The sequence below is a fragment of the Iodobacter ciconiae genome, assembly GCF_003952345.1.
Classification (GTDB): Bacteria; Pseudomonadota; Gammaproteobacteria; order Burkholderiales; family Chitinibacteraceae; genus Iodobacter; species Iodobacter ciconiae.
The window spans coordinates 158,734-181,601 of the sequence record NZ_CP034433.1 but is presented as its reverse complement, the minus strand read 5'-3'; the positions used below and the strand labels follow the sequence as shown (position 1 = coordinate 181,601).

Here is a 22,868-nt window from a genome sequence, read left to right as displayed (position 1 = left end):
AATGCAACTTTTAGGCGGACTCAGTCCAGAAGAATTTTTAAAAGATTACTGGCAAAAAAAACCATTATTAATCCGTAATGCCTGGAGCAACTTTCCCGAGCTGATCGACTACGCCCGTCTCACGGAGCTGGCACAACAGCGCGATGTGGAATCAAGGCTGATTGAATATAAAGATGGCCGCTGGAAAGCCGAATCCGGCCCTTTCAGAGCATCACGATTTTCCCGTCTTCCGGAAACAGACTGGACCGTATTAGTCGGCAATGTAAATCATCTGGTTCCGCATACTGAGGATTTACTTTATCAGTTTAATTTCCTACCTTACACCAGGCTGGATGATCTGATGATTTCTTACGCACCACCCGGTGGAACAGTTGGGCCGCACTATGATTCTTACGATGTATTCTTATTACAGGTAAGTGGAAAAAAACGCTGGCAAATCTCAAGCGATGACGCCAGCGGCTTTATTGAAGACGCCCCCATCCGGGTATTAAAAGATTTTAACCCCGAGCAAGAATGGGTGCTCGAGCACGGGGACATGCTGTATCTGCCACCAATGTACGCTCATTACGGCGTAGCGATAGAGCCGGGAATGACGTACTCCATCGGCTTCAGAGCGCCAAAAACCCAGGAAATAGCCGGTAAATTCTTAGAGTTTCTGCAAGACGAAATGTGTCTTGAGGGAATGTATAGTGACCCTCATCGCCAAGCGACCAGAACGCCTGCAGAGATAGATAAGGAGTTTGTTGGGCAAATTGGTGAAATGCTGAAAAACATTACCTGGAATGACGAAACTATCCGGCGTTTTGTAGGCAGTTATTTCACCGAGCCTAAGCCCCATGTATTTTATGATCAGCCCGATGATCCACTCGGTTTTGATGAGTTTGCCGCAGCAGTGGCAGAAAACGGCATCCGGATAGATGCTAAAGCATTGGTGCTTTATGAATCAGACCGCGTTTACGCCAACGGTGAAGCGCTTGAATTTGAACCTGAAGCACTACCCTGGCTACAAGAGCTGGCCAATCAGCGCAAGCTGCCCGCAGCTGATTACCCGGAAAGCCTGATCACAATTCTTTATGAATGCTACGAATATGGCTACCTGCAGCTTTCCTGAAGCCCGGATTTTTGATACCTACGCGGCTTATCCAGCCGCCGTGGCGCAATTATTGGCGTCTGCGCAACACGAATTATTGCTTTGTGAGCACAACTTTTCACACTATGACCTGGGCAGTAAGCTTGTTTTTGATGCCTTATGGGCGTTTTTCACCACCCAACCGGCAGGACGTTTACGCCTGATTGCATTTGACACTCAATACCTTAGTCAGCGATGTCCGCAATTTTTACAATTGACAGAAAAATTTCCGTCAAAAATTGAATTGCGGCTTGCTCATGAATCCTGCTCCAACTGGAAAGAAGGCTTTATCCTGGTGGATAAAGCCTGTTTATTGCATCGTCATCATTTTGATTGGCCACGCGGAGAAATCACAACAGAACCTTATATTGTTGCGACACTGCAACAGCAATTTAATGCTCTTTGGGAGCAATCGAACCCAAGTAATGAATGGCAACGCCTGTGTATCTAGGTATTTAACATCTTGTTACACGGCGTTGCAGAATTTTTGCCTAAATAACGGTATTCATAATGTGTTGGACTGTTCTTTCAAATAAAACGTGATATTATTTGCGCTGTCGGTCGGTCACTGAATGATTGCAGTTTTTCAGCATCGATCCACGGTTGATTGCACCTATTTAATTTCGTTCGTCCCATTCGTCTCTGTCAAAGGTAAGTTCATAATGAAAAAGTCCCTGCTAGTTGCTGCTCTGATCGCCGTTGCCCTGTCTGCTTGCGGCAAGAAAGATGAAGCTCCTATTGAAGCAGCATCAGCTGTTGTTGAAGCAGCATCTGCTGTTGTTGAAGCGGCATCTGCTGTTGTTGAAGCAGCTCCTGTTGCTTCCGAAGTAGTTGCTTCCGAAGCTTCTGCTGCTAAGTAATTTGCAAGCAGTATCGTTTTAAAAAAAGCCGACCGCAGGGTCGGCTTTTTTGTTTTTCCTATCTTAACGAGTAATCAGTTTTCAAAAAAAGACAAAAATAAAACTATTCGCCCAACATTAAAATGTTTTAATTAAATTAATTCTCCTTTTACAATCAAAGCACAAGACTGCCCAGCCCTTACCCCGATGCTATTTAAATAAATACATATCTATTTTTTTCGATCATCTAGGCAATTTCATATAAGTAATTGCCTCCCCTTCCGGCTAATCTCGGTTAAAGCCAGGCCCAAATGTTAACTATCCATGCAAACATCATTAATCGCACAACTATCATCGATGATCAGACTAATACAGTACTGATCCGGCAATAAAAAACACCGAAACCATGCATCCCCCTGCTCAATACACCGCTCTGAAATGGCATGTGGGCTGCAGGTGACTGACCCCTGCTAAGCTAGCTGCCACCGCTGTGCTGGCTCGCCGGATCTGTAGCAGCGACAATTTTATTTTGGATAGCACGATCTTCACCATAAACGGTGCCAAAGGGATGCGTCTCAATGATAAAATGGGCCCCATTAATACAGGCAACCACCTAAATCCAATTGCCATCGATTCATCAGTCGCCCCTATCCAGCCTTTGTTACAACTCTCTATCACGCATTATGTTATGCAGCAGATTGCCCGCGAACCCGCCATATTTGGCGGTTGTATTGATCAAAAAGGGCAGCAACCCTATACCAGCAAAATGCCCGGCAGTGCATTATCTAAGACCAAGGAAACCAAATGACTGAAGCACCTATTAATGTCGACCCTTCCGAGATCGCCAAATTCTCCGCACTCGCCCATAAATGGTGGGATACCGAAAGCGAATTCAAACCCCTGCACGAGATCAATCCGCTGCGCATCGACTTTATGCAAAAGCACATTGGGCTGGCTGGCAAAAAAATCCTCGATGTAGGCTGCGGCGGCGGCATTCTGGCCGAAGGCCTGGCCCGCCAGGGCGCACAGGTTACCGGCATTGATCTGGCAGAAAAATCGCTAAAAGTAGCCAAACTGCATTTATTTGAATCCAAACTGGAAGTCGATTACCGCTGTGTGCCGGTGGAGCAGCTGGCTACAGAAGTGCCAGAAAGCTACGACATCGTCACCTGCATGGAAATGCTTGAACACGTGCCAAGCCCGGCGAGCGTAGTCGCCGCCTGCGCACGCCTCGTTAAACCAGGTGGCTGGGTATTCTTTTCTACCCTCAACCGCAATGCTAAAAGCTATCTGCTGGCTGTAGTGGGCGCTGAATATGTACTGGGCATGCTGCCGCGCGGCACGCACGACTACGCCAAATTTATCAAGCCATCTGAGCTCGCCCGCATGACCCGCAATGCAGAAGTCGAAACCATATCGCTCAGCGGCCTGAGCTATAACCCGCTCACCAAAATCTATAAGCTGGATGACGATGCAGCCGTGAACTACCTGATTGCCACAAGGAAAGCCCCTTAAATCAAGACAGACTATCCACTTAAAACTCACAAGGAAAACACCATGATTACCGCAGTCCTGTTCGATCTTGACGGCACGCTGGCTGACACCGCACCTGATATTTGTGCAGCGGAGCAACAGTCCAATATCATCAAAAGGAAAACAGTATGATTAGCGCAGTCTTATTCGATCTTGACGGCACGCTTGCTGACACCGCACCTGATTTAGGTGCAGCGCTCAACCGCCTGCTTGCCGAAGAAGGCCGCAAGCCGCAGCCTTACTCCGCCATCCGCCCGCTGGCATCCCACGGCGCGCGCGGCCTGATCGAGCTGGGCTTTGGTGTTATCCCAGAAGACGAGCAGTTTGCTGCGCTACGTGAGCGTTTTCTGGCGCTGTATGAAGCCAGCCTCTGTGAAGAAACCGCCCTGTTTGAAGGCATTCATGCCCTGATCGAAAAAATTGCCACCCGCGGCCTGCAATGGGGCATTGTCACCAATAAACCTGCCCGCTATACCGACCCGCTGATCGCACAACTCCCCTTTCCAAGCCGCCCCGGCGTCGTGGTTTCAGGGGATACCGTAGGCGTGGCCAAGCCTGACGCCAAACCCATGTATTTTGCCGCCGCCCGGCTGGGCGTTGACCCGGCCAACTGCATCTATGTAGGCGATGCAGAACGCGATATTGAAGCTGGCCGCAAAGTAGGCATGCGCACCGTGCTGGCCGATTACGGCTATATCAGCGGTCACGACAAACCTCAGGAATGGGGTGCCGACCACCGCATCGCCCACCCGCTGGATCTACTTCAGCACCTGCCAGGCTAAAATCTGCAACCCGCTCTGGCAAACTAGCCTGGCCCGACCCTGGAACAGGCAAAATTAAAGGTAAGTCATTTTTTGAAGGCGTTTGACCTTGCCTCCCCCTTTGAAAAAGGAGGACTGAGGGGGATTTAGCGCAGCTTCTACAGAAATAATCACCCAAGCAGCGCAAAACACTCTCTCCCACACAGCCCGCATAAGCCTTTGTTATCGCTAACAAATCAAGCCATCACCGCCAGCAAGCTTCACCGGAAGCCAGCACATACAAAGGCTATCGTTGTGCAAGCGTGGCCTTACGCGTATAATCAGAGATCTTCATTGGGGCCGCCATGGTTTCGACGGGGGTTGCGAAGTGGATGAGGGCATACCGGGGTCTCAGATTCCCGTAAAACACTGAATTTATATAGTCGCAAACGACAATAACTACGCTCTAGCCGCTTAATCGCGCTAGACTCTGCACTACAGGGCCCATCGGGTAGGTCGCCTAAAAACGATACGCAGAGTCATTAAGATGGGATCGCTTTTGCTCGGGTTACTTGGGCAGAAGTTAAATCCAAGGTAACTCGTTCTCTCCAAGCCTGTCGGTCGGCGTGGTCGGGAATTAAAACCAAATGACATGACTAAGTATGTAGAACTCACTATAGAGTGCTTCCGGACGCGGGTTCGACTCCCGCCGGCTCCACCAGTACACGAACCCCTACTGTTCTCAGTAGGGGTTTTTTCCTTTCTAAGCCCGCCGTTACAAGCCTTATGCAGCAAGGCTTCCGTCCCGCACTCCCCTTTTCCTTCCGTTTTTAAAAAATACTCTGCTCTCAAAATAGCCAATGCTCTCCATTTCTCTCCTGCTCTTTAAAACCCGAGTACGGAAGCGGGCAGCATTATTTTTCACATGGAACAGTTATTGCTATCTAGCTACGGCGGGGCTTTCAGGGCATTTCTCTATTTATGGCGAGTCCGTGCTTTAGAGAGTGTTTAATGAAGTGATTGCCTAGGCAGTCCTACGATTATCCAACCGGCCCAATAAAAAAATCATTATTAAGGTGTAAAAATAGCCAGCTGATCTGGCTATTTTTAACAAGCTATATCATCAGTTAATCATTCAAACTTGGTGACGATATCGCTCGCAAATGAGCACTTATTCAACATAGAGCGGAGAGCACCTGTTTCAGGTGGAGTAAACACCCATTTACTAAAAATACCATAGGGCTCCGTTTGGTCGACCGCTGGAATAGGGAAATCCATTCTGTTAATGCACTGCCGATAAAATTCAGCTTTTGCTGGCTTGGCAATTGCACGAATTAACGTTTCGCTTGGTGGGACATTAGGCTTAAAGTAATCAACATGAAGTGTAATTTCTCGCCCATCATCACCCATATCCCCAAACAATGGCCCCCCTGTCAAAATAGTATTGAAAAGGGTATCCACATGAACAAAATAGGGCTCAACATCGCTGACTCCTTCAAACAAATAGGAGTTTGAAACCACTACTCCCACGACCTTGTTAATTTTTCGATTAACTTGAGAAAAGGGACTTTCTGCAATCAAGCCAGAGAGAATAGCTGGGTTATCAAACAGATAATTACGCTTTCGAACTACCTGATCGATTTTTTCATTCAACTCATAAGCAACACTCCAAAACTCATGAGGTGTCGCTGGATGCATCAAATTGCGGCATTCCAGCACGAAAGCCGTATCCCCTAAAATCAAAATGACATCAATATCACCAATTTTTCGATCAGGCATTTCAATACGTGACCTGAATACAAACGCGTCCTCGCAAAATGAACTCTGTTGAATAGCCGCCGACAATACTGTAGCGACCTCCACCTCAAATCCCAGACCTCGCTTATTATTAATCACTTCCAGGTGTTTAGCCTCTTTTGCCCATTCTGCGATAAGGTGCATCGGATGGGAGCCAATCAAAGGTAACCAGACCAGTAATAATCCATCCCCTTGTTTAAGAAGCGGTCGCTGCCAAAGTGTCTGTTTGTTATTGTTGCCATCGAATGTAAAGTAAGCAATTAACTCTTTTGCTTGAGTCTCTGTGATTTTAAGGACTTCAACCAAAGCTATACTCAGACCTTGCAAAGAAACAGAGGTAATCCCCCCATTTTTAAGCTCACTCAAAAGTAGAGGCTAGGCATGTAATGCCAGTTTCTGTTTCGGGGTGATGCCACCCAATCCCATATGTGGGCGTTCGTTATTGTAACTCCAAAGCCATTGCGTTGCGATTTCTTGTACTTCCGCAATACTTTCAAAATCATCACAAGCCAGCCATTCATATCGAACAGTGCGATTATAGCGTTCAATATACGCATTCTGCTGCGGGTTGCCGGGCTGGATATAGGCCAATTCAATCGATTGTTGTTCTGCCCAATTCTTTAATATGTGACTAATGTATTCAGGGCCATTATCAGACCTGATTCGTTTGGGTTTACCGCGCCATTCAATAATTTGATTCAGGCTGCGTACTACTCGCTCTGCAGGCAAAGAGAAATCGACCTCAATACCTAATCCTTCACGATTAAAATCATCAATCACGTTAAATAAGCGAATACTACGTCCATCGGCTAATTGATCGTGCATAAAATCCATCGACCAAGTTTCATTTTTTGCCTCAGGCACTGCTAATGGCTCTGGCGTTTCACGATCTAAACGTTTTTTTGGTTTAATTCGCAGATTTAATTCTAAATCGCAATAAATGCGGTAAACACGTTTATGGTTCCAGTGCTTTTTCTTGACATTGCGCAGATGCAAAAAGCAGAGACCGAAGCCCCAGTTTTTGTGTTCCTCTGTGAGCTGAACCAGAGAATCGGCGATTTTGGTGTTTTCGACATCCAACTTACGAATATAGCGATAGCAAGTCGTGCTAATTGAAAAGCTGGCGCAAGCCGCACGAATAGACAATGCCTTGGTTTCAACGGCCCAGTGAGCCATCTCGCGACGCTGAGATGGCTTCACCACTTTTTTGACATGGCTTCCTTGATGACGTCGGCTTGCATCTGTGCCTCTATGTACATTTTTTTGAGACGCCGATTTTCATCTTCAAGCTCTTTCATTCGCGTCATCATGGAAACGTCCATGCCGCCAAATTTAGCACGCCACTTGTAGAAAGAGGCAGAACTCATACCGTGCTCTCGGCATAGATCAGGAACGGTCGAACCGGCTTCAGCTTGCTTTAAAATCGCCATAATCTGGCTGTCGGAATAACGTGCTGCTTTCATGTAGAGCTCCTCAAAGACTGCGAGAAAATTCTACTTAAAAATGAGCTGGTTTTGTGGGGGGATTACCGTTGTACCGCAAGGCCTTAATTGTAATAATACATACATCACAACTTTAAAAAGCACAGATACAGATAAACGCCTTTACTCACTACTATTACTTGCACAAAGCACAAAGCAACCCGTTTATCTTAGAATCACTGACGATCCTGCATATACTGCATTTTATGGCCGATGTAGCTTGGTATGGGGATCTATAGCGCAATAGACCCATTGATTCTTTGAAATTATTTCTACTTCAGAGTGAGCCATAAAGAGAAAAGCCCACTCTAAAAACTATCAATATCTATTGATCAGATATATCCAAGTAGGACACTTCACACGACATACCCCTGATTGGTAATACATCATCAACGTAAATATCAATTTTCTTACTCATTGAAAACGCAAGGTACGCTGCGGCTATAAGATGTTTATTCTTAGCATCAATATATACAATCATTGGTGAAGTGCATTTCAAGTGGCTTGGCAGGTTTAAATTAGGAGAGACCCAAAGTTCAATAGAGTTATCATACATTTCCCCTTGAAAATCCCCAACCACTCTTATTTTTTTAATTGAAAGACCCGTTTGGAATCCTCCCGCAGCATCTGCATTCATTGATATCGTCAAAAAAAATACTACCAAACCACAAAAAACCATCTTATAAATTACAGCCATCATTTACTTAACCTCAATGCTGTTTACACCGCAAGGTGTAAATACTCTGCCGGGGCAATGATAAGAAACTGAGGCATCTTCAAAATATAACCACACTTTACTTCCGTTTGCTTTTGCAGCAAGTGCAGCAGCAATCAGTTGTTTATTGTTATTTGGAATAGCTACATATCCAGCCGGACACATATGCGCCCCGGCTGATACTGTCACACATGTTGTACCCTGATTAGGACTATCCAACCCGCCATTCACCGATACAGAATTAATGGTCACATTATCAGCCATTTGCTGCTGTGCAAACACAGGAGCAAATACCAGATATGAACAAAGCATGGATGAAAAAATTAATTTAAATTTCATTTTTTATTTCTCTGGTTATATAAGTTCTACAACAACAGCTTCTATATGCCCGCACTCTGCCACCATGGCATCGCTTGTTGTGATATGTACTGTTTTATTAGTTAGCTTTGCACTCATTAGTAAAGTTAAATTTTCCTTATATGCTGGATGAGATTTTTTCAAAGCAAACCAAGGAGACCCAGATGTTGCCGTATCTGCCGAAGTAACCCCTTCCAGCATAAATAGCGTACATGGCCGTGCATCACTTCTAATCAACGAAATAGATTTATTTGGGAAATAAGCTGCACAAAGGGTGTTTGCTTGTAGTGCAATACTCAAAAAAACACAACACCTTATAAAAAATGACAAATACACAATTGCTCCTTTAGCACAGCTGCTTAAATAGCATAAAACATAATAAAAGAAATATTAAATAATTCTATTAAGAAAATACAAAAACCATCAAAGCATAATATGAGTAATTAATGGCCTTTCGCCAATACACTGCAAAGCCAATTTAACTGGTCTGGCGGTTGAATACGCAGTTAATGCAATTGCAAGCTGAGCCCTGCCTTTTGATATGCTTAAATCAAGGGTATTGTATGGAGAATTACAGCCAGCAGGAATGTAATCAGCAGGAACGCCACCCTGAATAACAATCAACGCTTTCCCTCCCACATCCCCTTCAACAATAATATTCTCAATCAACCGTGCTTCAGGCATCCATTGCCCAGGAGCGGCACTGGCAAAACATGCTGCAAATAAAAAACAAAATGCTATGCTAAATTTCATCAATCAGATCCTGAATATTAATTTAATTAGCAAGGGATAAGCCCAACACAAACAGCTTCAACATCCCATGAATTTGACCATGCATTACACGTTAATTGTGGAATAAGTACAGTGACATCGGATTGCGAATGAAATGCACTCATTACTGCAGCCTGTGTGGCTTTAAATTTTAATGATGTACTATCAATAGCAAGCCGCCCTGTCGTATTACAACCACTTGGCGCACTTCCCTGGATTTTAAAAATAAGCACCTGCTTACCAGGTGCCTCATAGGGGATATACCCCGTAATTTTTCCAGTTTGAATTTCCGCAATACTTAGTGAAGAGCTGATAAAAACAAAAAACAAAAGAATAATTTTCAAAACGAAAGCACCTGTAAATTAAATATGAATTATTTTTTAACTCACTTTTAAACAACCCACTCACTCAAAAACAATACTATATACATCTTCACCATCCCCCCAGCGCTCGCATGTACCGGTGCCATGTACAGTGACAACACTGGCTGATTTTTTGGCCATTAATATCAATGCCAATTGCTGCATTCCAGACATTGAATTCTCATCTTTAATCATCCAATATGGCCATGAAGCACAGGCTGGCTTGCCTGTGGCAGGGCCATTCAAAGTAAAATAAAGAAGTCCATCAGTTGATCGTTTAGTAATAGCTGCTACAGTGCCTTTTTGGGTTCCTGCATAGGTCAATGAAAAAAAACCAAACATAAACAAAGCCAATACAACCTTTAAAAAATTAGGGAGTAACATTTTTAATCCACTTGATTTTAATATCATATATTTAGTTCACCAACATCACATAATATGGTGCAGGGACAGCGTTATAGGCAGGTAGTGCATTACAAGTCGGAGTATTCAGATCTGTAGCAGAATTGGGGCCAGACCACAGTTAAAATAAAATAATTAACCCTATTAACCGTGGTCTGTTCCAAAATTCCACCTAGGAATAACTTAAGCATTCGCTGTCCCATTTTTATGATGTCAAAGGCAATGAATTTAAATTTACTCTGACCCCAGTTATGACCCCAGTTATTATCAGTTAATAAAAAAATAATCGCCCCAATTACCCCAATTAACCGTGGTCTGACCACGGTTTCATTTTTTTAACTCACTTTTAAATTATCTTATTTTACATCGAGAAGCATTTGATAATAGACTGGCTTCTTCACCCCAATAAAAGTCATCCTTCCTTATTAGTTTTTTCCTGACATGGCGCAATATAGCATTCGCCCATATTTTGAAAGCGTCAGGCTTTTGAATTAAAACAGAGTTGTCGTTGTAGTATTTCTCATTAAAATAAATTCGCCCTCGCCCTAATGTATTTTCATTAAAAAAGCATTTATTTAATTCAATAACTGGTGAGTGTGTTTCATCAATAACCCAATACCCTTGACTAGGTACAGCTCTCATTTTAACGTCAAGGATGTCACATTGCCGCACCAAATAATAAAAAAGCCAATCATCCTCACCATCCCTCACTGCGAAATCATCAACAATCAATGGCTCATTCGATTTAGACCTGCTGTGCAAAATAAAGCATGGTTCAATTGTATCAATTAGCGTTTTTACACCAAGAAAATCAGACGGTGTTAGATAAAAATTTACTTGTTTACCCATGACAGACCTCAGTTATAAGGGTGATATTGTGGTCGAACATTGCTTGCTCCTTGAATATCATCCAATGCTTTTACTTCGCGAGAAACTGGGTTCCCCCCCTTAGTTTGGCGACCTACTTGGTGCATCTCCACAACATCACCTTTTTTATCCCTCGCAACCACATCAACGAAACGGCGCGATTTATTACCGCTAGGGGTCCTCACTAGGTGCTCTTGCCCAGCTACTAACCCACGAGATTCAATATCATCAACAATTTCTTTAACTTTAGCTCGATGTTGTGGACCACCAGCTTTGCCAAATGGATTTGGTACCTTATTCAATCCACCTACAACCTTACTCGCACCGGCAGGAACATAAGGGATTGCTGTCGCTACTAAATCAGCGGCTAGATCTACAGTGCCCGAAGCCACCATCGCTGAATTGCCAGTTACTGCTCCAACTGCAATTTTCCCGAGATCGTAAATTACGTTAGCAACATCCCAAATCGTATCAACAGGCACCCTCCCATCCGGATCCACATATCGCCAAGGGTTATTATTCGCATACGCATAACTATTAAACGAATGAAACGGATTCGACTCCTGCCAATCCACTGGATCCATTGCCATAAAGCGGCCAATAACCGGATCGTAATAGCGGGCACCGAAGTATTGCAGGCCACTTTCATCGTCTTGCGGTTTGCCACCAAACCATTGCTTGTTCTTTTCCCCTGCCCCGCCCCCTGCAAGCTTGTAGCCATAAGGATAATAATTGGCTGCCCATAGCACGACACCTGCAGTATCGGTTGCCAACATGGGCGACCCGGCTGGGTCTGCATGGAAAAACTCTAACTTTTGCGTGCCATCCTTATCCCATGTCCAGTCAGCTACTTTTTGATTACCGAGGTAGAGGTGATCGAGCCAGCCTTTTTTAATATTGTCGTATTCACTAACTAAGTTGTTGCCGATATGAACTTGCTGGCTATCCAGATTGGGGCCAAGGCTGCGTACTCGCCAACCTTTGGCGTCATAAGTGTAAGCCACGGCATTGGCTGCGCCTTTATTGATGAAAGCCATATTACCGGCATCATCATAGCTATAGCTTTGCCCTGTACCGCGCTTAGTAATGTTGCCGTAAACGTCGTACTGATAACTCCCTGTCTGCGCACCGCTGGTACTACTAAGCTTTTGGCTGGCTGCATCGTAAACATAATTCAGCTTGTAGCTGCCAAAAGTCTGGCTAGTGATATTGCCGTTGCCATCGTAAGCAATGCTACCAGCCCCCCAGCTACCATTAGCCACTACCAAGCGATCAATTGCATCGTAATCCAGATCGCGATTCGCTTCCGGGCGAACGCTATCGCGGATGTTTTTAACATTACCTACGCCATCATAACCATAACTGCGGTTGGCGTAGAGTGTGCCCCCTGCGGCTACATTGCATGGTGTTGGGTTTAAATTGCCATTAATATCGCGGGCCGAATTTCCTGCTAATGGCAAACCTTGTGCAAGCTGGGCAGGAGATAACGCATTTGCTGGGATGGCAGGCACAGGAATAATTAAGTCATCATCCAGCGGGATCATCGCGTAGCTTAGCTTTACCAATTGGGCATCGTAATAGCCATTGCCCACATAGATATAGTTGCCGTCATTCTGACGGATGATTTCTGGCTTATTACTTAAATTGGCTGGTGGCGTAGGTGAGCCACCACAACCGCCAGTGCCACCACGGCCTACCTGAATGGTTTTAATCCACTGTCTATCGTCCAAGGTTTGTGTTTGAGCCACACCATTGGCATAAGTCATAGCTTGCACTACGCCATTGGGGTGATACCAAATGCCTGGAACAGCCTCACCGATACGGGTTGGCCGGCCAAAAGCATCTGGATCAAACTGAACTACTCGGCCATTTGGGTAAGTCAGGCTGCTGCGGGCATCGTTAGCGTTGTAGCTATACTTGGAATCCAGCCATTTATCACCCGTACCTACGCGCTCTGTTTCTAAATTATTATTAGCATCATATGTGTAATGGCGAAGCGATGAACCAACTGCCATACTTAAGATATTAGAATTTTCATCATATTCATAATTAGCAGGAGCACTATTGGGATAAACAACCTTCTTTAGCCTATTTTGAAAGTCATATTCATAGCGAGTAACACCCAAATTACCAACCTGACGAGATATCATATTTCCAAGATTATCACGCCCAAACGTCGTAGCTCCGATTTCGGGATCAATACGTTTTTTTAAGAAAAAGTGTTTATCATATTCATAGCTACGGGTGCGACCGTTTTGGCTAACACTTGTAATCTGATTTTGCAGATTACGATTAATAACAATATTTGCCGATGGTAAATCTACGCTATTTACTGCAATAAGTTGCGTGTCAAGCGGATTGCCATAGCTTTGATAATATCGCTGGATAACAAAACCACGCTCATTCGTCTCATCAACCCTATTACCAGCACCGCGTTCATAATCCCATCGTTGCCAAGACCCGTCTCCATGTGTTCTTTTTACAGGACGATTAAGGGCATCATATTCTACTGACTCTCCTTTTTCCGAATTAGGGTAGGACTGAAAAATCTTCCTTCCTAAAGAATCAAAACGACTATGAATAACAACACCATTATGTTCATTTTTAATTGCGCGACCAAAGCCATCAAAAAAGGTAGTTTTAGTATCACTTCCCTTAGACTCAATTTTTAAATCTTTCCCCCATGTAATAAGCGCGGGATTATGAATAGGCGTGTAAATACCTGTTGGCCTGTTTATTCCATCAAAAGTGTAACGCGTTGTAAATTCTCTACCATCTGTTTCAGATTTAATATTGCCTGAATCATCAACTTCACGAGAGATAATAATATTATCCATCTCAGCCACAGGCCAAACTTCCTGCTGGGCAATACCTCGCTTGTAATTATTAAAATAGGTCACTCTCTGATTTGCATCTGTCTTAGTAGAAATATCTCCACTAGGATATCTGGTGAACTTTGTAAATACCCCATTATTATTTTCACTTAATACTCTACCAGTACCAATATCAAACTCGCGCTCAATAAACATATCTTGTTGTTGAGGGCTGCTCACAACCTGTCTTTTTACCGCATTAAAAACAAAGCGCTTAATTAAATCTGCATCATATCCAACAGTCCTAGTCTTTCTACCAAAACCTTGCTCACTTTCTTTAACAATCCTTCCAAACTGATCGTAGTCATATGCAGTGCTAGATTTTATGCCATTAATCGTAATATTTTTATTCTTCAATAGTGGCAATCTAACTGGGTTATCAGCAATTCCTACAGTCCCCTCCCCCGTCACCATAGAATACCAATTGCTATTGTGCAAAATAGAATCCCATTCATACTCTTCAGTATAATTATCACCTACTTTTTTTTCTACAAGCAGTCCTACTTTCCACGCACCTTGAACTGGTGGCGAAAACAAGGAATTCAAATCAGGCCGCCAAAAATAATTAATCCCAATATGTTTATACTTAACTATCTGGTTAGGACTAATAACAGTTGTTACATCATACTGACCACTTTCTTTTTGCGTTGCTGGTTTATACTGGTAGATCCACTCCCCAACATTATCCAATACTCGCTTTACCACTTTTGACTCTTGAATTATAGGGATAAATACTGAATTAAAATCATGAATATTATCTGGAACCTGATATGGCCATAAGTATGCTCTATAATTACGCTCAAAACTATAATCGAAACTAATCCCTCCTCCTTCAGGAAGCAACATTTTTTTTAAACGCCCAGACCTAGCAGCATCGTCATTTGCAGGGTTTCCACCTGCCAAATGATTTTCAGGGTGTGACGTTTCATCCCAATATGAAAATTGATATTCTTGTCCATCAGGACGTTGCACTTTAGATAAGTAACCGTAATATGGGACATAAAAATATGGTGACAATGTACTTTCTGCATATGAATACTTCCAAACACCTAAAGACGTTTCAATTGATGCAAGTCTTGCAATACCATTTTTATTATTAGTATATTGAAAACTAACGAAAGCACCTTCTTTAGATTTTATATTTTTGACTAAAGTATTTTCATACTCAATCTTTAACCAATTTCCATTTTTATCATAAATTTTTTCTGCTTGTATCAAAACTGCCATGGATGTCTGCTCACCAGAGGATGAACCACCATGGGAGCCATAAACTTTATTTACTTTCGTAAGCTGATATGCTAATCCACTAGGATCTTGCAACAATAGAGAGTTATTTTCCCCTTCACAACTTAGCCTCCAATTATCTAAAGAGTTTGCAACACCAGATTCAGCGGGGAACATTTTTTTGGTCTTACCTTCCAAATCAACAATTAAATATTCATATGAATCTCTAGCTGGATGCCATGCCTGCTTTTGACAAAGCTTATTGATCGAAAAATCCACTCTAGGATTATTATCTATTGCATTTCCTGGAATATATAGCTTAGGGGCAACATTTAGTGTCCAACCATACCCCATTCCAATCCATCGATCATCAGCAGAAATGACACGACTATTATCCTCAGGACCAGCAACTGGATTTAAATATTGAGTACTATAATTTCTATTGACTACAATATCTAATCCACCATTCCCTCGAATAAAAACGTCCTGATGCTTAATAGTCAAAACGCCATTAAATGGATCAACATGGTCAATATCACCATATCCGTTAGAAATAAGTTCATTTATTTCTGACGGATTAATAGCTTTAGGTGCAGCCATAGCATTAAAGCACGTCACCATAAAAAAACAGAAAACGACTTTCCAATCTTTCATAAAATAACCTTTCAACTTTAGAGGCATTGCTTATAGTAAAATTAAATCAACAATTAACTTTTTACAATAGACATTTACTTTTATTTAAGAATAGCAATTTTATTCTAATTTAAAATATCGAAATTGAGCACAATATTGGCATGAAAATTAAATCCTAATCGGCATCGCAACAAAATAACCCGAAAATATAAAACAATAAAAAACAACATCACTACTAAGACACATAACTGTGCAAATCTATATTTTTAAATTAATGGTACTCCACACCAATCATCAACCCTATCAACTTAAGAAAATAACCGAACAAAGCTTGTTTTTGTACAGAGCATGCAAGTCGTTTTTATTGTGCAGTGCTTTTCGTCGCTCAAGATTTGAGTTTTGCTGAGTTAAACGGCTTAAGTTGGCAGGACTACCCTAATTTGCCCCTTTTAGAGGACTGATAATAATACCATTAATAAAAGAAAATAACTCTCATTCCCAATAATAAATTTACAATGCGTTGTGTACGACTATCCACCAAGCTTGCCTAATGCCTATTTTCAAAGCAAAACTAGCTGATTCCCATCAGTTTCTACCTTAGGCTGAGCTTGTCGTGCCAGTCAGTCGTCCGTGTTTGCTGCTTTTCTAAACACCAGTCCTTCCACCGTTAAAAAGTGGGAGCAAGGTCAAAAACACCCGAACGGCCCATCACTCAAACTACTCAATTTGGTCGCACGCAAGGGCTTGGAAGTTCTAAGCTATGAAGCTCTGATTGCTCTAGCTATCAGCAGTTTGCTACACCTAGCTACGCCTACTTCCTTACTGAAGAACATGGATGGATTTTGGTAGCCGCCGCAAGGCAATAATTCAATATAAAAATAGCCGAAATGGCGTATCAGCTAGCAAATGAGCTGTTATAATCTGGCAAATTGATCTAGCTAGCTACACCTTGCTACAGCGATCTACAGAATATAGAACTGTTTGGATTCCAGTTGCTGCCCCACCACCAGTATAAAGCAATGAAATCAGCCACTTAGAGAAATCTAAGTGGCTTTTTTTATGCCTAAAAAAGCCATTTTAGGCCCAACAATAGCAACATTCCTTACAAAAAAACCAGTTCAATTAAAAAACCTTGCATAAGCAAAGCAAACACGATATGCATTAATTACGTCAGCTTACCTAGCCAATACACCCTACCTCTTATTGTATGCCTAGTAAGCAAAGATTAAGGTTAACAATCTAATCTTGGTCCCTCATAGGCAGCATTAATGAAAAGAGTAATACGTTTAGGCGACCAAACCAGCCACGGCGGTGTCGTGGTAAGTGCTGCATCAACAAGCAATATGTTTGGCAAGCCTGTTGCTCTTCTTGGGGACAAAGTTAGTTGCCCTATTCCTGGCCACGGTGTTTGCCCCATTATTGAGGGAGACCCCTCGTGGAATGTTGGCGGTAAACCCGTTGCATTAGAGGGGCATAAAACTTCGTGTGGGGCTGTTCTAATATCATCTATGCCGGAGGTCGGGCGCTCGTATGAAGGCAGCGGTGCAGCCTCTTCAGGAGCATCCAGCAACGCAGGTAAGGCTATAGCGGCCATTGCCCCGAAAGCCTTTGATGAGCAAATAAGATTCTTGATGCCGAACCGTAGTGTTTTAGCAGAGACCGCCTATAAGCTCACTCTAGAAGACGGCACAATCATTGAAGGTAAGACAGATGCAGAAGGTAAAGCATAACGGATTAGTACAGAGTGCGCAACAGCCATCACTCACGCAGAGTTTTATCCTGAAATAGTGTACTGCTGTGAAAGCCACGCCGATTATATGTGTGAAACTGGAGGCCGAAGCCTTCCGCCAGGCTTTGAAACATTCATACAAAATATTGCAACAAATAGAGTCCCTGACTCTACAGTTGAAGTAACACTGAAGGAGGGAGAATCTAGGCCACTCACCGCCGGAGAAATTGCCCTTGCAAAACTGGTCTTTAAAGATTCAATTAATTACGCTTTAGTAAAAATTCACCGAGGCGGTTTATTTGGTCAGCCAACTAAAACGGGAATTGCAATGACTCCCAACGGTGAAATTTATATGCCAAATACAGAAAATGGCTATAAACCCGACTTTTCTACCGAAAGAGAGAGAGATAAAGTTTGGCTAATTCATGAACTGACACATGTTTGGCAATACCAACTAGGCTATGACGTAAAGTTTTATGCTATGGATATTAAACTAAGGGGCGGATATGACGGTGCAGCCCCCGCTTATCATTATGACCTTGAAGGCGAAGACACAGGCAAGGTCATAGAACAATTTAACATGGAACAACAAGGGCAATTAATAGCACATTACTTTGATGCAGTTTATTTAGAAGGCACAAAGCGAAAAGGACATGCTGACAGCCTAAAAAGGCTTCCCAAACTGCGATTTACCCTAAGCTCGTTTCTCGAAAACCCAAAGAATCCAGCGTTACTCCCTACCACAACAGGCAAAATACATTGGCAATAAATATGAAGGTAAAGTATCTCTTATTAGCGGTAACCTACAGTGTATTTAGTTTACCCATCCTTGCTTATTCAAAGCCTTTTGATGCTGATGCAAACGCCATTTTGAAAGAAGACGTGCCTTGCTTCTTCATTCTACCAACCACAAAAGCTCTCCCCCCAAAGGTTTCGGTAAGCATTTTGGTCTACGACATTGGAGGCCCAACGACTGAAGTGTGGGGGGTATACTACAAGACACCAACAATCACACCGAGTACCACGCAAACTTGCATTGCATACGACAAAGCCACACTAGCGGAAGAACAATCCATAGGAAAAAAACTAGAATTTTCCCGCCCTTATTCTGCTGATATTGCTACAGAAGACTTTGTCGCACGCATTAACTTTTGTTTAATGAAAACAGCAAGCAATCAGCCTTTCCTTACAAAAACAAACGGCCAAGGCAGTTGCACTCTAGAGCCATTAAATGCCCACAAAGAATCTACCTTTTGGCAAAGGCTGTTTAAGTAAAAAAATACTTCAGGCCGCGCCCCGCAAGGTCTTACAGGGGGGCGTTTTTATACACCCAAGATGGTGGTTTTTCTACCGTTTTAGGGTGCCTATCTCTTGTTAGCCATTTGCATCTTTAAACTTAAGAAAGGTTTCAACATGGACGAAAAAATATTTTTCAATCAAGAAAATGTCAGTGTTAGTAATAGTCGCTTTATTGTAAACGACCAAACATATGCAATGAGTAACGTTACATCAGTAAAATCTGGTATTACTGAACCTCAAAGGGGAGGCTCAATTTTTCTAATAGTCATCGGGTTATTATGTTTATTTGGTAGTGGTTGGGTATTTGGTCTTGGCTGCATTCTAATCGTACTTGGTATTAGCGCTTGGTTAGGTGCAAAAACACAATATTCAGTAATCTTAAACACATCGGCTGGCGAGAACCAAGCATTAGTAAGTGAAGAAAAAGCTTATATAGAAGATGTTATTACAGCCTTAAATGATGCAATCGTAAGTAGGGGTTAGTAACATATACTACCTAACCACGCTTTCAGTCACGGACAAATAAAGCTGCTTTTTGGACACATACGTGCGCTCTCCCTGCGCGACTTGCACCTTGCACTTCGATGGCGACACTAGATGATTCGTAAGTCATTGATTTTACTTGAGATCTAGTTCTGCAGAGCAGCCTAAAAGGAGACGGAGTTACATTATCTGCTGCGCTGAGAGCAGATTAATTCGGCACAGAAAGCAGTTCAAATCGTCACAACATTCCTTTGTCCACCGTTGTCGCGATAGTGTAAAAGTAACTTTATGTGCCCGTGACTGGCTTTACCCCCTGAGTAAGTCGGAATCCCTAAAAAGGGAGTATCTCAACTATCCTGGTACAGGGGGCTCTCAAAGCTTGGCTACGTGGGCATCGTTTACAGTTGCGGCAGTGGTTGGCAGCGCCACAATTATCAGTACAGTCATAACATGTCTCAAGTAGGTGTAGCTCATGCCCATATTGCCGCCCAACCCATCTACCGGGGTAATCCCCCCATTTTTAAGCTCACTCAAAAGTAGAGGCTAGGCATGTAATGCCAGTTTCTGTTTCGGGGTGATGCCACCCAATCCCATATGTGGGCGTTCGTTATTGTAACTCCAAAGCCATTGCGTTGCGATTTCTTGTACTTCCGCAATACTTTCAAAATCATCACAAGCCAGCCATTCATATCGAACAGTGCGATTATAGCGTTCAATATACGCATTCTGCTGCGGGTTGCCGGGCTGGATATAGGCCAATTCAATCGATTGTTGTTCTGCCCAATTCTTTAATATGTGACTAATGTATTCAGGGCCATTATCAGACCTGATTCGTTTGGGTTTACCGCGCCATTCAATAATTTGATTCAGGCTGCGTACTACTCGCTCTGCAGGCAAAGAGAAATCGACCTCAATACCTAATCCTTCACGATTAAAATCATCAATCACGTTAAATAAGCGAATACTACGTCCATCGGCTAATTGATCGTGCATAAAATCCATCGACCAAGTTTCATTTTTTGCCTCAGGCACTGCTAATGGCTCTGGCGTTTCACGATCTAAACGTTTTTTTGGTTTAATTCGCAGATTTAATTCTAAATCGCAATAAATGCGGTAAACACGTTTATGGTTCCAGTGCTTTTTCTTGACATTGCGCAGATGCAAAAAGCAGAGACCGAAGCCCCAGTTTTTGTGTTCCTCTGTGAGCTGAACCAGAGAATCGGCGATTTTGGTGTTTTCGACATCCAACTTACGAATATAGCGATAGCAAGTCGTGCTAATTGAAAAGCTGGCGCAAGCCGCACGAATAGACAATGCCTTGGTTTCAACGGCCCAGTGAGCCATCTCGCGACGCTGAGATGGCTTCACCACTTTTTTGACATGGCTTCCTTGATGACGTCGGCTTGCATCTGTGCCTCTATGTACATTTTTTTGAGACGCCGATTTTCATCTTCAAGCTCTTTCATTCGCGTCATCATGGAAACGTCCATGCCGCCAAATTTAGCACGCCACTTGTAGAAAGAGGCAGAACTCATACCGTGCTCTCGGCATAGATCAGGAACGGTCGAACCGGCTTCAGCTTGCTTTAAAATCGCCATAATCTGGCTGTCGGAATAACGTGCTGCTTTCATGTAGAGCTCCTCAAAGACTGCGAGAAAATTCTACTTAAAAATGAGCTGGTTTTGTGGGGGATTACCAAAACAATCACAGTTAGAAGTGAAATTTCCCCCAAACAGGGGGATTGCAAACTCTGCAACAATCGGCAAGAAATCCGCAAATAGTGCAAGCTTTTATAGAGGCATTTTTTACTATTCAAGGCCATATTTGGCGGGGCTTGAGCCTTCCTCATGCAGGTGCATAAAAAGTAATGGGTTAAGTCCCCAGGCGTGGCGGGGTCACGAGGGCGCGCGCCGGGGGCTGGCAGCAGATTCTTTTCAAAATGCAGGCACAAAAAAGCCCGCGCTTGCGGGCTTATTACAAACTACTGACTTATGTAACTATCTTGCTCTTTAATGAGGCGGTCATAGTCTGCCCTTTCATAAGCATCCAAACATTTCATAACGGTAAGCTCTTGCCCTGTTTGTTGACCAACAAGCTTACTTTTTTTCAAATACGCATCAAAATACCCTCGCACCTTTACATAAGCGGCTTCATCATCATAGCCGCCAAGTTGGAAGTATCCTCCCATAGCGAGACCAGCATCATTTTTTAATTTCTCATTTGAGCTTAGGCAATATGCAAGCCCCCACTTCTTAAGAATGGTGCGTGTCTCTGTCATTTTATTACTTGAAATAGCCATTGCTGGGCAAATCAATAAGATGATAACTAGAAGCTTCTTAATCATTTCAACTCCCAAAAAAACACATCAGTTGTTTTTGCATTGGGTTGATTTGGGTGCATAAAATAGCAATGATCACCGCAATCTGAACCATTCCAAAGAGTTACATGCCCCGATGCATCGCCCCAACCGGATACCGTAAATATAAGAATTCCATTCTTCCCTTTAAATTTTTCTGATACGTCTTTTCCATCCGGTTTTACCGAAATATCAGGGCTACCGAAATTAGCCTTAACAAAAGAAATCATATCTTTTACGCGTAATAAATAATACTTATCATCACCACCTTGTACTTTATAGCCTGTAGCCCCTTTAGTTATAGTTACTCCTCCATAATTAAATGAACGACTTAAACGAAGAGCACATGCATTTGCATAACCAGTAGGATTAGTTTTAAAAAGTTCATAAGCATTACCACCTACTAATTTATAAACACTTTGGGCATCCATATGTACGGGATACTTTGACCAAACATCTTTAAATTTAGGCCTATTAACTTTAATTCTTGCACTTTGATTACCTGCTGTTGCTTGTATTTGTCCCATTTTCAATCCTTAAGCTGTAGCATAAATTTCTACCGAATGATCTTTTAAAGCGTTCATTATTTTGGCCTTCCCATCGGCTTGCACAATAGCGGTCAATGTAATTTGAGCAACACCATCTGCAATTTCATGCTCATCACCACCACAGCTAATAATGACCTCTACAGATTCACCCGCTTGGTAATTTAAAGTTTCAACATGCACATTTATATCTGAATAAAATCTAGATACATCAGCAAGAGGAGTTTCGCTCTCCCCATAGCTCCAATAAATACGCTTAATTTCTTTTTCTTTAACAATAGGGCTTGCCAAACTTGATAAAGCAGTCGCAATAACAGCAGGCGCTTTGCTCTTAGAAACTGGTAAAGCAGCTCCGCTAGGGGCCTCAATCATTGCATAATTTTGAGTTGCAATAAGCGTTGCACCACACGACGTTAGCATCCCCTCAACCGCAACATTTTTTCCTAAATATGAAACACCCACTACCCCTGCAACAATAACAAATTGGCACTTACACTTTGGGCAAACACCTTTATGCCCCACACCTGCAGCGGGTTTTCCATAAATATTAACACTTGCAAAGCCTTCAATAACTGTGCCGCCATGTGAGGTAGGATCACCCTCTCTTATTATTGCTTTAAGACCCATTTAATGTTCCTCAAAAGATAATCACTTATTCAAATTGATTAAACTTAAAAAACGCACCCTATTAGTTCAGTTGCACGCTTAAGTTACAGGATACATATACAGCATC

General features: G+C 42.8%; 24 protein-coding genes and 1 other RNA gene. 11 read left to right on the top strand and 14 right to left on the bottom strand.

Features of this window, described 5'->3' with window-relative positions; all coding sequences use genetic code 11:
• The first annotated feature begins 1 nt into the window (after position 1).
• From EJO50_RS00815 to ssrA, 7 genes are all read left to right on the top strand, one after another.
• Positions 2-1,111, top strand: a complete 1,110-nt coding sequence (locus EJO50_RS00815; RefSeq protein WP_125971126.1) for a cupin domain-containing protein — start codon at positions 2-4, stop codon at positions 1,109-1,111.
• Entirely contained in the window at positions 1,089-1,580 is a 492-nt protein-coding gene (locus tag EJO50_RS00810) for a DUF7931 domain-containing protein (protein WP_125971125.1), read from the top strand. Before EJO50_RS00815 ends, EJO50_RS00810 begins: the two co-directional genes overlap by 23 nt.
• A 211-nt stretch (positions 1,581-1,791) precedes the next feature.
• Positions 1,792-1,989 carry a hypothetical protein gene (locus tag EJO50_RS00805; RefSeq protein WP_125971124.1) on the top strand — a complete coding sequence of 66 codons (198 nt, stop codon included), beginning with the start codon at positions 1,792-1,794 and terminating at the stop codon, positions 1,987-1,989.
• A gap of 508 nt (positions 1,990-2,497) precedes the next feature.
• A complete protein-coding gene (locus EJO50_RS00800; protein WP_164521392.1) occupies positions 2,498-2,776 on the top strand; it encodes a hypothetical protein in 279 nt (92 codons plus the stop codon).
• The gene (gene ubiG, locus EJO50_RS00795) at positions 2,773-3,483 is read left to right on the top strand and encodes a bifunctional 2-polyprenyl-6-hydroxyphenol methylase/3-demethylubiquinol 3-O-methyltransferase UbiG (RefSeq protein WP_125971122.1); all 711 of its coding nucleotides are present in this window, start codon (positions 2,773-2,775) and stop codon (positions 3,481-3,483) included. Before EJO50_RS00800 ends, ubiG begins: the two co-directional genes overlap by 4 nt.
• A gap of 146 nt (positions 3,484-3,629) precedes the next feature.
• Positions 3,630-4,283 (top strand): HAD family hydrolase, encoded by a 654-nt coding sequence (locus EJO50_RS00785; RefSeq protein ID WP_125971121.1) that lies wholly within the window; start codon positions 3,630-3,632, stop codon positions 4,281-4,283.
• 314 nt (positions 4,284-4,597) lie between these two features.
• Positions 4,598-4,962: a transfer-messenger RNA gene (ssrA, locus tag EJO50_RS00780) on the top strand.
• Positions 4,963-5,372: 410 nt separating this feature from the next.
• On the opposite strand, the gene EJO50_RS00775 is transcribed toward ssrA, so the two are convergent.
• The 10 genes from EJO50_RS00775 to EJO50_RS00730 all read right to left on the bottom strand — a co-directional run bounded on the left by EJO50_RS00775 (position 5,373) and on the right by EJO50_RS00730 (position 15,759).
• Positions 5,373-6,404: a hypothetical protein gene (locus EJO50_RS00775; RefSeq protein WP_125971120.1), complete on the bottom strand. Its 1,032-nt coding sequence runs from the start codon at positions 6,402-6,404 to the stop codon at positions 5,373-5,375.
• Between the two features lie 9 nt (positions 6,405-6,413).
• Positions 6,414-7,501 (bottom strand): IS3 family transposase gene (locus EJO50_RS00770; RefSeq protein ID WP_125971108.1). Its coding sequence is split into 2 segments (ribosomal slippage): positions 6,414-7,249 and positions 7,249-7,501, totalling 1,089 coding nucleotides; the frame shifts between segments, so codons are not numbered across the junction.
• A 343-nt stretch (positions 7,502-7,844) separates the two neighbouring features.
• Positions 7,845-8,219, bottom strand: a complete 375-nt coding sequence (locus EJO50_RS00765) for a hypothetical protein (protein WP_125971119.1) — start codon at positions 8,217-8,219, stop codon at positions 7,845-7,847.
• Positions 8,220-8,573 (bottom strand): hypothetical protein, encoded by a 354-nt coding sequence (locus EJO50_RS00760; RefSeq protein WP_125971118.1) that lies wholly within the window; start codon positions 8,571-8,573, stop codon positions 8,220-8,222.
• Between the two features lie 15 nt (positions 8,574-8,588).
• Positions 8,589-8,891 (bottom strand): hypothetical protein, encoded by a 303-nt coding sequence (locus tag EJO50_RS00755; RefSeq protein WP_125971117.1) that lies wholly within the window; start codon positions 8,889-8,891, stop codon positions 8,589-8,591.
• Between the two features lie 123 nt (positions 8,892-9,014).
• Positions 9,015-9,347 (bottom strand): hypothetical protein, encoded by a 333-nt coding sequence (locus EJO50_RS00750; RefSeq protein ID WP_125971116.1) that lies wholly within the window; start codon positions 9,345-9,347, stop codon positions 9,015-9,017.
• A gap of 23 nt (positions 9,348-9,370) precedes the next feature.
• Positions 9,371-9,706, bottom strand: coding sequence for a hypothetical protein (locus EJO50_RS00745; protein WP_125971115.1), 336 nt, complete (start codon positions 9,704-9,706; stop codon positions 9,371-9,373).
• A gap of 60 nt (positions 9,707-9,766) precedes the next feature.
• A complete protein-coding gene (locus EJO50_RS00740) occupies positions 9,767-10,108 on the bottom strand; it encodes a hypothetical protein (protein ID WP_206434427.1) in 342 nt (113 codons plus the stop codon).
• 369 nt (positions 10,109-10,477) lie between these two features.
• Positions 10,478-10,975: a hypothetical protein gene (locus EJO50_RS00735; protein WP_125971114.1), complete on the bottom strand. Its 498-nt coding sequence runs from the start codon at positions 10,973-10,975 to the stop codon at positions 10,478-10,480.
• An 8-nt stretch (positions 10,976-10,983) separates the two neighbouring features.
• On the bottom strand, positions 10,984-15,759 hold the full coding sequence (locus EJO50_RS00730; RefSeq protein ID WP_164521391.1) for an RHS repeat domain-containing protein: 4,776 nt from the start codon (positions 15,757-15,759) through the stop codon (positions 10,984-10,986).
• A gap of 1,232 nt (positions 15,760-16,991) precedes the next feature.
• Here EJO50_RS00730 and EJO50_RS00720 point away from each other — a divergent pair.
• The 4 genes from EJO50_RS00720 (at position 16,992) to EJO50_RS00705 (ending at position 19,234) form a co-directional block, all read left to right on the top strand.
• The gene (locus EJO50_RS00720; protein WP_125971112.1) at positions 16,992-17,453 is read left to right on the top strand and encodes a PAAR domain-containing protein; all 462 of its coding nucleotides are present in this window, start codon (positions 16,992-16,994) and stop codon (positions 17,451-17,453) included.
• An 87-nt stretch (positions 17,454-17,540) separates the two neighbouring features.
• Positions 17,541-18,221, top strand: coding sequence for a zinc protease (locus EJO50_RS00715; protein ID WP_125971111.1), 681 nt, complete (start codon positions 17,541-17,543; stop codon positions 18,219-18,221).
• A gap of 2 nt (positions 18,222-18,223) precedes the next feature.
• On the top strand, positions 18,224-18,727 hold the full coding sequence (locus EJO50_RS00710; protein ID WP_125971110.1) for a hypothetical protein: 504 nt from the start codon (positions 18,224-18,226) through the stop codon (positions 18,725-18,727).
• A gap of 138 nt (positions 18,728-18,865) precedes the next feature.
• Positions 18,866-19,234 (top strand): DUF6232 family protein, encoded by a 369-nt coding sequence (locus EJO50_RS00705; RefSeq protein WP_125971109.1) that lies wholly within the window; start codon positions 18,866-18,868, stop codon positions 19,232-19,234.
• Between the two features lie 543 nt (positions 19,235-19,777).
• Here EJO50_RS00705 and EJO50_RS00700 read toward each other — a convergent pair.
• From EJO50_RS00700 to EJO50_RS00685, 4 genes are all read right to left on the bottom strand, one after another.
• A protein-coding gene (locus EJO50_RS00700; protein WP_125971108.1) for an IS3 family transposase occupies positions 19,778-20,865 on the bottom strand; the annotation gives its coding sequence in 2 pieces (ribosomal slippage) (positions 19,778-20,613 and positions 20,613-20,865; 1,089 coding nt in all).
• 350 nt (positions 20,866-21,215) lie between these two features.
• On the bottom strand, positions 21,216-21,578 hold the full coding sequence (locus EJO50_RS00695) for a T6SS amidase immunity protein Tai4 family protein (RefSeq protein ID WP_125971107.1): 363 nt from the start codon (positions 21,576-21,578) through the stop codon (positions 21,216-21,218).
• Complete coding sequence (locus EJO50_RS00690; RefSeq protein ID WP_125971106.1) at positions 21,575-22,117, bottom strand: type VI secretion system amidase effector protein Tae4; 543 nt, start codon at positions 22,115-22,117, stop codon at positions 21,575-21,577. Before EJO50_RS00690 ends, EJO50_RS00695 begins: the two co-directional genes overlap by 4 nt.
• Positions 22,118-22,126: 9 nt before the next feature.
• Positions 22,127-22,762 carry a PAAR domain-containing protein gene (locus tag EJO50_RS00685; RefSeq protein WP_125971105.1) on the bottom strand — a complete coding sequence of 212 codons (636 nt, stop codon included), beginning with the start codon at positions 22,760-22,762 and terminating at the stop codon, positions 22,127-22,129.
• Positions 22,763-22,868 lie beyond the last annotated feature (106 nt).